The sequence below is a fragment of the Streptococcus sp. SS-4456 genome (assembly GCF_036680365.1).
Taxonomy (GTDB): Bacteria; Bacillota; Bacilli; order Lactobacillales; family Streptococcaceae; genus Streptococcus.
Map to the genome: position 1 here is coordinate 56,414 of NZ_JAVIHI010000009.1, position 12,208 is coordinate 68,621.

Here is a 12,208-nt window from a genome sequence, read left to right on the forward strand (position 1 = left end):
GGGATATGTACGATTATACAGACACAACAACAGGCAATCAGCTAGTTCAATCAATCCCTTCCGACAACATGTCCATCAACGGTGTGCCCCTCAATCAACTGGTTGAGGGCTACCGCCATTTGACGGTAACAGGTAGGGGTTTGCTTGGTCAATCAGTCAAGACAAGCTCTGTCCCAGGTCGCCGTGGTGTCTGGGTGGAAGATGTGTCTGATGATGAGCGGGTGCTTGAAATTAAGTACCAGTTGGAAGCTATAACCAGTGCGGACATGAGGGATAAGTTTGCAAAACTCAACAGGATTTTGCGGACGCTTGCAAGTAGTGGTTATCTGGAAATTACTTTTAAAGATGAACCGACTTACACCTATTACGGCTATCTCAGTGGAGCGGATGACATTGAGGAAAAATCTTTGTCTGTAGTCAGCAAGTTTTCTTTGATAATTCCCGACGGCTATAAAAAGAAAAATGCCCAGAATTCCACTGGGCTGATTTCTTTATCTGATGCCACTGAGGTCTTGCCTGAAACTATCATAGTCACACCGACTGGGACGGTTAACCAGGTACAGATTATCAACGGCACAAAGATTTTGTCCTTCACTGGATCTTATGCAGCAGGAAAAGACATTGTAGTCAGGTTTGGAGCTGAGGAAGTGACGGCTACCTACAACGGTAGGAATATTCTCAGTGAGCTGGAGCGGTTCAGTCCGCTGGAACAATTCACGGTCAAGAATGGAGACACTATCACAGCAAAGAATGCCACAATAAAAAATGTAGTTTGGAGGGATGAGAGAGCGTGATTTATTTATTTGATAAAGATGAAAAGCTGATAAAGATTGTCAGAAAATCAGCTGTCAAGACTGCCCTGCAGAAGTATGCGCTGACCACTGAACGCTACGTGTCTGACCGCTTGACCGTCGAGTTGAAAGGGCTAAATGCAGATGAGTTGGAACAGGTCGAGTACATGGCTATTCAGACCATGGAAGATGCTCATGCTTTTCATTATTTCTACGTTGCCCAAAAATCTTCGGACGAATTGACAACCTTAATTGGTGTTCAGTCGGGGATTGAGGAGCTTCGGAAGTCACCAGTTTATGACAAACGACCTCAGAATGCCTTTGCCCGTGATGTGATTACAGACTTGCTTGCTGGTACCAACTGGCAGGCTCGTTTTGTTGGAGAAACCACTCCACACAGTACCAATTTCTACTATACTTCGGTTTTCGATGCCTTGAAAAAGGTCTGTGAAGTCTGGGACTTGGAGATGCAATTCTTTGTCGAGATGAACGGCAACCGTATTGGTGCTCGTTACATCGACTTTAAGCAACGAATCGGTGAAGCAGTTGGTAAACGTGTGGTTTATGGTCACAATGCCTTGCAAATCCTGCAGGAAGTTGAACGTACCAACATCTTTACTGCTCTTATCGGTCGTGGTAAAGGCGAGGAAACTGGCTCCGGATACGGTCGGAAAATCACGTTTGAAGATGTGACTTGGTCGACTGATCAGGGCAAACCTGTTAACAAGCCTAAAGGGCAGAAATACCTAGAATTGCCCTTAATGACACGACAATACGGTATCAAGAACGCTGACGGCTCTATGCGTCCTAAAATCGGCTTTGTGGACTTTTCGGAAGAAGAGAATCCAGAGGTCTTGATTGAACGGACGTACAGGGCTTTGATTGATGCTGCACGTCCGCAGTTGACCTTGAAGACATCTAGTGTCTATTTGCGTGGTGTGAAGGTTGGGGATACCATTCGAGTGGTTCGGCATGACAAGAAACTGGACTATGATACTCGGATTTTTGAAATTACCTTCAACCGATTGAACAATCAATCCAGCGACATTAAGTTGGGGGACCGAATAGGCGAAAGTAACGAAGCGAAAGCTCAAACTATTGCGGACAAGGCTGTTGAGCAGTTTGTCAATAACGAATTTTCGAACTTTGTCCAGAACTTACCTGACTATCTGCCAAGTGCTGATGGTTTTAATAATAACTGGTACGGTGCTGAAGACCCTACTGTCAAGTATCCAGGTAAAGTGCTGATCAATGATATTTGGTATAAGCCAGATCCAGAGCATGAGGGTCATAAGATTATGCTCAGATGGACTGGAGAAGTCTGGGAAGAAATTCTGAGAACCTACGAAAGTGAAGCCTTGCGAGATAGGATTGCGGAAGAAATCACCCAAATCAACCAATCCATGCAAGCACAGGCACAGGAACACGACAGACAGGTTGCGAACATACTGTCCAAAACCCAGTCTGTAGAATCACTTGCTAACCAAGCCAAGTCGGATGCTGCTAGTGCACTAGCTAGAGCTAACCAAGCCAAGACCGAAGCTATCACAGATGCGAGGGCACAGGTTGCGACGGTCAGTCAAGCGTTAAATACTGCCAAGTCCGAGCTACAGTCAGCAATTGCTAGTGCAGACCAAAAGGCGAGGGATAGCCAAGCAAGTGCTACAGCTTTGCGAAATGACCTGAACGTGCAAGCTAGTAAGGTTTTGGAACAAGCTCAAGCACAGACGGCATTGACTAGCCGTGTTACGACAGTTGAAACTCTGGCAGATGGTACAAAAACGACCGTCGCAGAGCTGTCTAAAATCGTCAACAAAGCCACTGGTGACATCGCTAGTGTTACCAGTCGAACTAAGACCGTAGAGGATACCCTGACTCAAACCAGGACCCAATATGAGGCTCTGACACAGACTGTAAATGCTCAGACAGGACAGATTGAGAGTATCAATCGTAAGACTGCTGATTTGCAAAGTGGGATTGATGGGGTGACGGAGCGGTTTGAGAATCTGAGAGTTGGTTCTGTCAACTACATCAGAGATTTTGGGTTTGCTAAAAACCACAATTTCAGTAATAACCAGTCATCATGGCGTTTTGAACGCATTGAAGATGGTACAGCACGTAGCGGCTACCACATCAAAGCAACCTGTACACAATCTGGTGGCGGAGGTTTCCATAGGTATTTAATTGACCTCAGAGGAGCTGTGTGGCAAGGTCGCACGATGACCTACTCTGTTGATATCAAGGCATCGAAATCAGTTCGGATGCGCTTAGGTGCGGAAGCATTTAATAAAGGTTATAAAGCATTTGATGTAACAACAGAATGGCAGAGATTCATCTCTACAGACACAGTCAATTTTAAAACATATTATAGTTATCCGTTTTATGCCGATTCGATAACATGGGCTGTTGGTGATGTCGTCTATCTACGTGACCCGCAGTTGGAAGATGGTAATCTAGCGACTACACCACATGCTGCAGAGGAGGATTTAAGGTCTGAGTTTGCTACATACGTCCGCACCGCGACCGAAAACAGTGCAGAATTGGTCAAACGGATTGAGACAGCAGATGGAAAAGCAGTAGATGCTAAGTCATACGCTCAGCAGACCGCTGAAGTTATCGATACAAGGCTAGAGAGCCTGGAAACATACAAAAATGAAGAAGGCACACGAGCTAGTCAGTATTTAACTGCCAGTCGTGCCGAAACCGCCAAGCAAATAACGGCCGAACGGACGGCTATCGCTAACGACTATGTGGCCAAGTCTACCTACGACGAAAATGTCCGCGGAACAACGTTGAAACTCAATGAGGTCAAGACGACCGCTGATACTGCTAAACAAAATTTAGCTTCCTATCAAAATACAGTTGATAGAAAATTGGAAGAATTAACCTCAAGCACGCAAACACTTGACGGGAAAATCGATACAGCAAGTACAAAAGTTGATACTGTAGCCGGTCAGATACGGACTGAGATTGGCACTGTTGAGGCGAAGATTCCGACTGAGGTAGGTGGAAGAAATTACATTTTGAAATCTCAAGCCGAAATCAGTAGCACAGGTAGGTGGGTAAGCAAACCATTTAATTTGTCGAGTGACTTACTATCTAATTTGTCTAAAATCAGGACAGTTACAATATCTTGTGATGTCGAGGGTATCAATGTTTCCGCTTTAAATTCACGAAAACGATTCGGATTAGCTTGCCCAGTTGAGATAAACGGTGTAGTGAATCATTGGGAAGTATGGCAAACTGAAGATACCGCCAAGAAGCGAATTAGCCAGACGTTTACTGTTCCTGAAGGTAAAAGCATTACAAAATTTTATTTTCCGACACTGTGGATACAGTCAGAAGGCAATGTCAAAGTAAGCAATCCGAAATTAGAATTTGGAAGGGTACCTACAGATCACACATTGGCGCCCGAAGATTTGATTGACGAGCTATCATCCGTCAAAACCACAATCACTCAGACCGCAAGAGGTGTCGAGCAATTATCGACAAGCTTATCCGCAACTGATAACAAGGTCACGACTGCTGAGGCCCAGATCCGTAATCTTGTCGACGAGGTGTCAAGCAAAGTATCACAAACGGATTACAACACGCTGACTGGTCGAGTCGAAAACACTGAAACGGCTATTACGCAAAATGCGACAGAGATTAGTAAACGGTTAACAAAGACACAGGTTGATGAAGTTATCACAGATAAAGGCTATCAGACAAAGTCTGATGTTGACAGCAACATCACAGGTCGTGGTTACATCACTAGTAGTGCTTTACAACCTTATGCATTATCAACGACTGTGCAGAATCTTGTCAAAGAGACATCGGACAGTTTTAGCCGGACTATAAGCGAGACGAGGGCACTTATTCCTACATCGGCTGGTGGAAGAAATTACATTTTGAAATCTCAAGCCGAAATCAGTAGCACAGGTAGGTGGGTAAGCAAACCATTTAATTTGTCGAGTGACTTACTATCTAATTTGTCTAAAATCAGGACAGTTACAATATCTTGTGATGTCGAGGGTATCAATGTTTCCGCTTTAAATTCACGAAAACGATTCGGATTAGCTTGCCCAGTTGAGATAAACGGTGTAGTGAATCATTGGGAAGTATGGCAAACTGAAGATACCGCCAAGAAGCGAATTAGCCAGACGTTTACTGTTCCTGAAGGTAAAAGCATTACAAAATTTTATTTTCCGACACTGTGGATACAGTCAGAAGGCAATGTCAAAGTAAGCAATCCGAAATTAGAATTTGGAAGGGTACCTACAGATCACACATTGGCGCCCGAAGACATCGCCACCGTCACAGCATTGCATAACGTCACAGACACAGTCGACAGTCACACACGTACCATCGGCGCTGTCGGTGAGACAGGTAGCATTTTAGACAACGTCAGCAAGGTTACGCAGACTGCCGCAGGATTGATCCAGGAGGTATCTGGTACTAATGGCCTTAAGACCCAAGTCAGCACACTTGCTGGATCATGGGCGGTCAAGAACTTAACCAACTCTGGCACGGTACTCAATCAACTCAACCTAAACAAAGACGGTTCGGTCAAGATTGACGGCAGTCTTGTACAGATTACTGGTAAGACTTACATACAAGACGGTGTGATTACATCCGCTAAGATTGGCAAAGGTCAAATCGGTACGGCACATATCGGTGAGATTGATGCGGGGATAGCTAAAATCATCAATCTGGATGTGTCGAACATCAAGGGTCTTGACGCTGAATTTATTAAAGCGAAAATTGAAAATGCATTTATTGGGTGGATGAAAGGTAAAACGATTGCTGCTCAAAACGAAGCCATGACAATAGGGCTTAATGATGCATTTATACGATTTAAAGATAATGCCAAAATTGAGTTTCAGTCAGAAAATAATACGTTGTACCGAACTAAAAACGGCACGTCGGCATTTATCCATTTTAGAGATGATTCCTACAATGGAGTATATACTGCAATGGGTGTCAACGCAGATAATACCGGTACACAAAATGATTATTCGTCAGGAACATTCGCTGGTGTCCGTGTTATCCGTTCAAATCCAAGCCGATATTCCGGCACAACTGTAGACCAGGTTCAACTTGTCGGAGATGAGATTCGTATTCGGCATGGACACGGGTATGAAAATGATTATCTAGTCATTAAGTGGGATAACCAAGGTAGGATTGATCTGATTAAGTTTTTGAGATCTGTCGCTTCAAAACTAGGTCTGCCACTTACATAATTTAAAGGAGTAAGTAAAATGAATGAACAAATCCAATCAAAGTTAGCAATTGAAATTGCAAGCAAAGCTATTACTATCGCAACACTGGAAGCTCATAATGAGAGTTTGCAAGCGGCTGTTAGCCAACAAGCGAATACAGAGCAAACTCTTACTAATCGTATCCAGGAGCTTGAAACTGAGAATGCAAATTTAAGAGAACATAATGAGTCGCTATTAAAACGACTCGACGAAATGACCGTGGAGGTAGTCGAATGAGAGCATGGAATGTGGTAGGGAAATACCCTATCTATACAGACGGAGCGGTCAGTCATACTGAAATCGCCATCGCATCGACAACGGGTGGTTATGCAACTTACACAGAAAAGGTGGTGGGCAACCACATGGACAAGCCAGAAAGCGAGCTAGTCGAGTTGGCTCGTGAGGCTCACTTTAAGTCTGAGTACGCTGACCGTGCCATGGCCGAGAGCGTGCAGAAGATTGATGAACTGGAACAAGTGACGAAAGAAGCCAAATCATTCATGGCCGAATCAAAGCAGGAATTTGAAGCTATTAAGAATCGACAAGATGCAGCTGAAACAGAACGCAATGAGCGATTCACGAAACTAGAAGCAGATATGCAGGCTAAGATTGATGACGCAGTCGCTGAATTGACCGTTATGTTCACAGGCTTTGCAGGTCAATTTGGAGAAGAGAAAAAAGTTGAAGAAACTCCGAAAGATACAACTCCTCATGATGTTGAGGTAGAAATTGAGGAATAGATCATGGGATTTATCAATACAATTTTTACAGGAATTAGCTTAATTAAGAAAGGACAATTTACTATGAAATTTACAAAGAAACATGTTGTAGCGAAAACTTGGTACCGTCGTGTTGCCAATGGCATTGCGACTTTTGAAGAGGTGCCTAACCTTTGGAACTTGCGCGATGTCGTCAAAGAAATGCTTGATGAACTTGTGCCAGAAGACGGGAAATAGCCTATGGCAGACGACATTTTACACATCATCGGAGCGGTGGCGCCCACTATTGGCGTTATCGCTACTGGTGGTTTTGGCTATCTTGCAGCACGGTCTAACAATCTCAACAAGGCCCAATTCGGCGAACTTAAACAGAACATGGAAGATATCAAAGACGATGTGTCCAATGTAAAGAAAGTAGTCGATGGTAACCGAAACAGTCTTAACGACGTCAAGGAAGAGGTAAGCACACTCAAAAACAGTAGTCGCAGCAGCCGTCGATACTTGCTTTACAAGGACTTGGAGATTGCTATCGAGCGTGGTTGGACAACGCTGGAAGAGCGTAGGGAGATTGCCAAACTCTTTGATAGTTATAAAATTTTAGGGGGCAATGGGGAGATTGAAACCATGTACCAAATCTATATTCAATTGCCGATTAAGGAGGGATAGAAGTATGAATAAAATCAACTGGGGGGTACGTCTCCGAAACAAAACATTTTGGTGGACATTGGTACCGTTGATTGTACTATTGGCGCAACAATTAGGCTTTAATTGGGTACCGAAGGATTGGGAAGCCACTTTTGGTACTGTCATGTCAATCTTGACCGTGATTGGTATCATCAACGACCCGACAACCAACGGGATTACAGATAGCCAGCAGGCTCTGCATTACTACGAGCCAAAGGCGGACAGATGATGAAGGCGATAAGAATTCTATTCTGCGTACTGGCGTTGATTGTCTTTGCGCCAGTTGCATTTTTAATTTATCCATTTATGGAGGTGTTAAATGACAACAGTAAATGAAGTAGTTAGTTTTGCCAAAGACCTCGCTAATCGCGGGCAGGGTGTGGACTACGATGGCTGGTACGGTAAGCAGTGTGTAGACTTACCAAACTGGATTTGTGGAAAATTTTTTGGCAAGGCTCTTTGGGGCAATGCTATTGATTTGATTAAATCGGCCAAGCAACACGGCTTTGAGGTGCATTACATGCCTACCTCAGAACATCCACGTCCAGGGGCTATCTTTGTCAAGAATTACTGGGCAGGTGACGGTATCAACTATGGGCATACAGGTTTGATTATCGGTGTTAGTGGCAATACCGTCCAAACCATTGAGCAAAATCTTGTTGGTAATTTGTCGGTCGGTGGTCCTGCTCAGTATTCTAGTCAGCAAATCAGCAATCTTGTTGGCTGGTTTTATCCACCTTACAGCGACTCTACTGCAGTGGTAACACAGGCAAGCAGTGGCAATCTCGGTAAGGTCAAAGACGAGCAAGGGACAATGACCGTTAAAGTATCTCTGCTCAATGTCAGAGACAAGCCTGGTGTAGACGGTAAAGTTGTGGCAACGTACACGAATGGCGAGCAGTTTAATTATGATTCGGTCTATATTGCCGATGGATACATTTGGGTATCGTATGTTAGCCATAGCGGTGTACGTCGCTATGTAGCAGCAGGCGAGGAGTCAAATCGGCGCAATGTCGTACCTTATGGTACGTTTAAATAGTTTTTCAACCCAGCGTTTGCTGGGGGCTTTTTTGTTTGCTCGAGATAATCTCAAGATAGCCTCAAGATAATCTCAAGATAGAATGGAACCGCACATTAATTCGCACATGGAATTTGCTTGGAAAATAGACAAACGCAGTCGTATCAACGGTTTGAATGATTTCGATTCGCACATGGAAAATAAATATATCATGTGTATTATTGACAAAATAGCCATTTTGTCAATAATGGTTGCGAGATTTGATTTCTATTTTGACAAAATGGGCAAAATGACGTTTTTGCAGACAAAAAAGACCTTGTCCAGAGGTCGGGGAATAGTCGGGGAGTTGTAACTATAAACGGCTATATAATAAGTAAAAAAACTATCTTAGCGATAGTCTTTTTTAATGGACTGGCACCTCAACGATACGGCTGTCAGTCTTCTCCGCCTGAACTTTTCCATGGTAAAACTCCGTCAGGCTAGCCAAAGTTTCTTCCAAATGTTCCTTATCCACAAAAATCATGGTTGAAACTTCAGTAGTAAACTGGGTATCAAATTCTTCCAGACCTTGCTCAGCTCGCCAATTGGCAAACTCTTGGTATTGGGCATAGGACATGCTAATGGAAATCCCTTCCTGCTCTTTGACTTCCACAACCCCAATTTCTTTGACAGCACTAGCAACTGCACCAGCGTAGGCACGAATTAGACCGCCAGCACCTAACTTGATACCACCAAAATAGCGAGTAACCACTGTTGCGACATTGGTCAGTTGGTGATTTTCTAAAACCGTTAGCATTGGCACACCAGCAGTACCAGACGGTTCCCCGTCATCTGAGGAACGCTTGATTTCCATATTTTCTCCAAGGACAAAGGCAGAGCAGTTATGGGTGGCCTTGTAATGTTCTTTTTTGATCCTGTTGATGAAGTCGCGAGCCTCTTCCTCACTGGTCACTCGCTTCATAAAACAGATAAAACGAGATTTCTTAATTTCTTCTTCAACAATACCGTCTTCTTTAATCGTCTTAAATTCTTTCATAAGCAAATTGTACTAATTTTTTTCAAAACTGACAAGAAAATCCGAATAAATAAGTGATGAAAGAATTAGAAAATTACTTTGGAAGACTATTTACCAAATACCAATTGACCCCAGCAGAGCGAGAAAAAGCAGAGAAGCTATCCAGTGTCTCAGAAAAGAATGCCTGCTTTCGCTGTGGAACGGCTTTTGAAGAAGAAAACAAATTGCCAAACGATGCCTACTACTGTCGAGCCTGTTTACTTCTAGGCAGAGTGCGGTCAGATGAAGAACTCTACTATTTTCCTCAGAAAGATTTTCCTGTAAACTCTTGCTTAACATGGAAGGGTAAATTAACGGATTGGCAGCAAATGATTTCAGATGGTTTGGTTGAGAATGTAGGAAAAAGACAGGCTACACTGGTTCATGCTGTAACAGGAGCAGGAAAAACGGAGATGATATATCATACGGTTGCTTCTGTGATTGATAAAGGAGGGGCAGTCTGTCTAGCCAGTCCTCGAATAGACGTCTGCATAGAACTCTATAAGCGTCTGCAAAATGACTTTTCGGTCCCTATTAGTCTCCTTCACGGAGAGTCCGAACCCTATTTTCGAACGCCGCTAGTTGTTGCTACCACCCATCAGTTGCTAAAATTTTATCAGGCCTTTGATTTGGTCCTGATTGATGAAGTTGATGCCTTTCCTTACGCTGATAATCCCATGCTATACCATGCTGCTGACAATGCGGTCAAGGAAGACGGTGTCCAAGTGTTTTTGACAGCAACATCAACAGATGAATTGGATAAAAAAGTCAAAATAGGAAAATTAAAACGACTCAGCCTGCCCAGAAGATTTCATGGCAATCCACTGGTTGTTCCGCAAAAAGTTTGGTTTTCTAAATTTGATGCCAATCTAAAAAAACAGAAACTAGTCCCCAAGCTCACAAAGGTAATCAAAGATCAGAGAAAAACAGGTTACCCTTTGCTTATATTTGTTCCAGAAATTTCCAAGGGTCAGGAGTTTTCCAAGATTATGGAAAAAACATTTCCAGAAGAAAACATTGGCTTTGTATCCAGTCAAACTGAAAATCGACTTGAGATAGTAGAAGGTTTTCGCAATCAAGACATCACTATTCTCATTTCTACCACCATCTTAGAGCGAGGAGTCACCTTTCCCAAAGTAGATGTTATAGTGGTCCAAGCCAATCATTACCTCTACACATCGTCTAGTCTTGTACAGATTGCTGGTCGCGTCGGCAGGAGTATGGAGCGTCCGACGGGCTTGCTCCAATTTTTCCACGAGGGCTCTACTCGTTCCATTGAAAAAGCTATAGCAGAAATCAAGCAAATAAACAAGGAGGCTGGCTATGTCTAACTGCTTACTCTGTGATCAAACCATGAAAACCAGACAAACCTTTTCTGAGCTTATTTTCTTTGGCAAGTCCCAGTCAGGAGTTTGTCATGATTGTCTGGCTACTTTTGAAAAAATAGCAGAGCAACACTGTCCGCATTGTTTTAAAAGCGGGGAAGTAGGAAGCTGCAAGGATTGTCACTACTGGTTAAGCCAAGGAAAATCAGTGTCTCACACAGCCATTTTTCAGTACAATGAAGCCATGGCTGATTACTTTAGTCGCTATAAATTTCAAGGCGATAACATCCTCAGGAAAATATTTGCAGAACAAGTCAAAAAAGCTCTAGAACCTTATTCCGACTATACAATCGTTCCCATTCCACTCAGCCAAGAACGACTAGAAGAACGGGGATTTAATCAAGTGACTGGAATATTGGATGCGGCTAGGATTCCCTATAAAGAATGGTTGGGCAAACGAGATAGCCAAAAACAATCCTCAAAAAGTCGAGAAGAGAGGCTTGCAACAGAACAAACCTTTTATCTGGTGGATGAAAAAAGTCTTCCAGAAAAAATTTTATTAGTTGACGATATTTACACAACAGGGGCTACAATCCAGCTTGCCACAAGGCTTTTCATGAAAACAAGTCAGAAAGAAATCAAAACATTTTCACTCGCACGTTAAGAAAACGCTTGCATTTATTTGATAATGTGATATAATAATAGTGAAGAAAGGCGAAAGCCAAGAAAGAGGTACTAATATGATTAAATTCAGTATTCGTGGAGAAAACCTTGAAGTTACAGATGCTCTTCGTACTTATGTAGAAGAGAAAGTAGCAAAGATTGAGAAATATTTCAATGAAGACCAAGAGTTGAATGCAAAAGTCAATCTAAAAGTTTACCGTGATAAGCGTTCAAAAGTTGAAGTTACGATTCCAGTTGGCTCAATGACACTTCGAGCTGAGGATGTATCACAGGAAATGTACGGTTCAATAGACTTGGTTGTAGACAAGATTGAACGTCAAATTCGTCGTAACAAAACAAAAATTGAAAGAAAACATCGTCAAAAAGTTGCAACAGGTCAAGTCTTTACAGATGAACTTGTAGAGCAAGCGGAAGAAGAAGTGAAAGTTGTTCGCACCAAACAAGTTGACTTGAAGCCGATGGATATGGAAGAAGCTATTCTTCAATTAGAATTGCTAGGACACGACTTCTTCATCTATACTGATGCTAACGACGGTACAACCAACGTCCTTTACAAACGCGAGGACGGAGATTTGGGACTTCTTGAAGTTCGCCAATAAACGGGCTCTTTGTCAACTGTAGTGGGTAGATGAAAAGCTAACACCTAGAGAGGACGAACTTCGTTCTCTCTTTTTCAATATTCAAAGCGATGTA

12 protein-coding genes are annotated in these 12,208 nt (G+C 43.0%); 11 read left to right on the forward strand and 1 reads right to left on the reverse strand.

The features are described from left to right. The first annotated feature begins 5 nt into the window (after positions 1 to 5). From RFK25_RS04280 to RFK25_RS04315, 8 genes are all read left to right on the forward strand, one after another. Positions 6 to 794, forward strand: coding sequence for a distal tail protein Dit (locus RFK25_RS04280; protein ID WP_332411743.1), 789 nt, complete (start codon positions 6 to 8; stop codon positions 792 to 794). Further along, on the forward strand, positions 791 to 6,013 hold the full coding sequence (locus tag RFK25_RS04285) for a phage tail spike protein (RefSeq protein WP_332411745.1): 5,223 nt from the start codon (positions 791 to 793) through the stop codon (positions 6,011 to 6,013). Before RFK25_RS04280 ends, RFK25_RS04285 begins: the two co-directional genes overlap by 4 nt. 18 nt (positions 6,014 to 6,031) lie before the next feature. Continuing rightward, complete coding sequence (locus tag RFK25_RS04290; RefSeq protein ID WP_332411748.1) at positions 6,032 to 6,268, forward strand: hypothetical protein; 237 nt, start codon at positions 6,032 to 6,034, stop codon at positions 6,266 to 6,268. Next, positions 6,265 to 6,771, forward strand: a complete 507-nt coding sequence (locus tag RFK25_RS04295; RefSeq protein WP_332411749.1) for a hypothetical protein — start codon at positions 6,265 to 6,267, stop codon at positions 6,769 to 6,771. The genes RFK25_RS04290 and RFK25_RS04295 overlap by 4 nt, the downstream gene beginning before the upstream one ends. 63 nt (positions 6,772 to 6,834) lie before the next feature. Further along, a complete protein-coding gene (locus tag RFK25_RS04300; protein WP_332411750.1) occupies positions 6,835 to 6,987 on the forward strand; it encodes a hypothetical protein in 153 nt (50 codons plus the stop codon). A gap of 3 nt (positions 6,988 to 6,990) precedes the next feature. After that, positions 6,991 to 7,416 carry a hypothetical protein gene (locus tag RFK25_RS04305; RefSeq protein WP_332411751.1) on the forward strand — a complete coding sequence of 142 codons (426 nt, stop codon included), beginning with the start codon at positions 6,991 to 6,993 and terminating at the stop codon, positions 7,414 to 7,416. Positions 7,417 to 7,420: 4 nt separating this feature from the next. Then, on the forward strand, positions 7,421 to 7,663 hold the full coding sequence (locus RFK25_RS04310; protein WP_332411752.1) for a phage holin: 243 nt from the start codon (positions 7,421 to 7,423) through the stop codon (positions 7,661 to 7,663). 90 nt (positions 7,664 to 7,753) lie between these two features. Then, entirely contained in the window at positions 7,754 to 8,473 is a 720-nt protein-coding gene (locus RFK25_RS04315) for a CHAP domain-containing protein (protein ID WP_332411753.1), read from the forward strand. Positions 8,474 to 8,855: 382 nt separating this feature from the next. Here the strand turns inward: RFK25_RS04315 and RFK25_RS04320 are convergent, their stop codons facing one another. Continuing rightward, positions 8,856 to 9,488, reverse strand: coding sequence for a YigZ family protein (locus RFK25_RS04320; protein WP_332411754.1), 633 nt, complete (start codon positions 9,486 to 9,488; stop codon positions 8,856 to 8,858). 56 nt (positions 9,489 to 9,544) lie between these two features. Between RFK25_RS04320 and RFK25_RS04325 the strand changes: the two genes are divergently transcribed. The 3 genes from RFK25_RS04325 (at position 9,545) to hpf (ending at position 12,114) form a co-directional block, all read left to right on the forward strand. Further along, positions 9,545 to 10,837 carry a DEAD/DEAH box helicase gene (locus RFK25_RS04325; protein WP_332411757.1) on the forward strand — a complete coding sequence of 431 codons (1,293 nt, stop codon included), beginning with the start codon at positions 9,545 to 9,547 and terminating at the stop codon, positions 10,835 to 10,837. Then, positions 10,830 to 11,495 carry a ComF family protein gene (locus RFK25_RS04330; RefSeq protein ID WP_332411759.1) on the forward strand — a complete coding sequence of 222 codons (666 nt, stop codon included), beginning with the start codon at positions 10,830 to 10,832 and terminating at the stop codon, positions 11,493 to 11,495. The genes RFK25_RS04325 and RFK25_RS04330 overlap by 8 nt, the downstream gene beginning before the upstream one ends. 76 nt (positions 11,496 to 11,571) lie before the next feature. Next, positions 11,572 to 12,114 carry a ribosome hibernation-promoting factor, HPF/YfiA family gene (gene hpf, locus RFK25_RS04335; RefSeq protein WP_332411762.1) on the forward strand — a complete coding sequence of 181 codons (543 nt, stop codon included), beginning with the start codon at positions 11,572 to 11,574 and terminating at the stop codon, positions 12,112 to 12,114. Positions 12,115 to 12,208 lie beyond the last annotated feature (94 nt).

Bases quoted from the DNA above. Each gene is read 5' to 3' on its own strand.
- RFK25_RS04280 (WP_332411743.1), top strand. From the start codon at position 6: ATGTACGATTATACAGACACAACAACAGGCAATCAGCTAGTTCAATCA.
- RFK25_RS04290 (WP_332411748.1), top strand. From the start codon at position 6,032: ATGAATGAACAAATCCAATCAAAGTTAGCAATTGAAATTGCAAGCAAA.
- RFK25_RS04295 (WP_332411749.1), top strand. From the start codon at position 6,265: ATGAGAGCATGGAATGTGGTAGGGAAATACCCTATCTATACAGACGGA.
- RFK25_RS04300 (WP_332411750.1), top strand. From the start codon at position 6,835: ATGAAATTTACAAAGAAACATGTTGTAGCGAAAACTTGGTACCGTCGT.
- RFK25_RS04305 (WP_332411751.1), top strand. From the start codon at position 6,991: ATGGCAGACGACATTTTACACATCATCGGAGCGGTGGCGCCCACTATT.
- RFK25_RS04310 (WP_332411752.1), top strand. From the start codon at position 7,421: ATGAATAAAATCAACTGGGGGGTACGTCTCCGAAACAAAACATTTTGG.
- RFK25_RS04315 (WP_332411753.1), top strand. From the start codon at position 7,754: ATGACAACAGTAAATGAAGTAGTTAGTTTTGCCAAAGACCTCGCTAAT.
- RFK25_RS04320 (WP_332411754.1), bottom strand. From the start codon at position 9,488: ATGAAAGAATTTAAGACGATTAAAGAAGACGGTATTGTTGAAGAAGAA.
- RFK25_RS04325 (WP_332411757.1), top strand. From the start codon at position 9,545: ATGAAAGAATTAGAAAATTACTTTGGAAGACTATTTACCAAATACCAA.
- RFK25_RS04330 (WP_332411759.1), top strand. From the start codon at position 10,830: ATGTCTAACTGCTTACTCTGTGATCAAACCATGAAAACCAGACAAACC.
- hpf (WP_332411762.1), top strand. From the start codon at position 11,572: ATGATTAAATTCAGTATTCGTGGAGAAAACCTTGAAGTTACAGATGCT.